The sequence below is a fragment of the Rahnella perminowiae genome (genome assembly GCF_019049695.1).
In the GTDB taxonomy this organism is placed as follows: domain Bacteria; phylum Pseudomonadota; class Gammaproteobacteria; order Enterobacterales; family Enterobacteriaceae; genus Rahnella; species Rahnella perminowiae.
In genome coordinates this window covers 1-451 of the sequence record NZ_JAFMOT010000070.1, presented here as the reverse complement: position 1 = coordinate 451, position 451 = coordinate 1, and the positions used below count along the sequence as shown (strand labels likewise).

At 51.0% G+C, this 451-nt stretch carries 1 protein-coding gene; it reads right to left on the bottom strand.

Annotated elements, in window-relative coordinates; genetic code table 11:
• Positions 1 to 451, bottom strand: a 451-nt coding sequence (locus J1781_RS00330; protein ID WP_217233014.1) for a fumarylacetoacetate hydrolase family protein, incomplete at both ends; no start/stop codon positions are given.

Below are 451 nucleotides of genomic sequence, written 5' to 3'. Positions count from 1 at the left end.
ATATTGCCTTGTTGTCTAGGCTCCCCATTCACCGCCAGTGAAATATTCGCTTGTTGTATCTTAGCAACGCTAGCAACGGGATAAATTTCGCCAATGGGTGCCGAATAGTCAAACGCCTTGCCAATCTCCCACGGGCGACCCGATTTTTTCATTTCGTTTTGCAAGTCGCGGCGCGTCATATCGAGCCCCACGGCATAGCCAAAAATCAGCTCATGTGCCTGTGCTACACTCACATTAGCACCCGCTTTGCCAATCGCAACCACCAATTCTACTTCATAATGTAGCGCTTGCGTTTTAGTCGGATTAGGCAATTGGGCAACGCTATCGGGTCGAACCGCAACAATCGACTCACTGTCACCGGCTTTACAAAAGAAAAATGGCGGCTCACGGTCTGGGTCACTACCCATTTCTCGGGCGTGGTCGGCATAGTTGCGCCCCACGCAATACACAC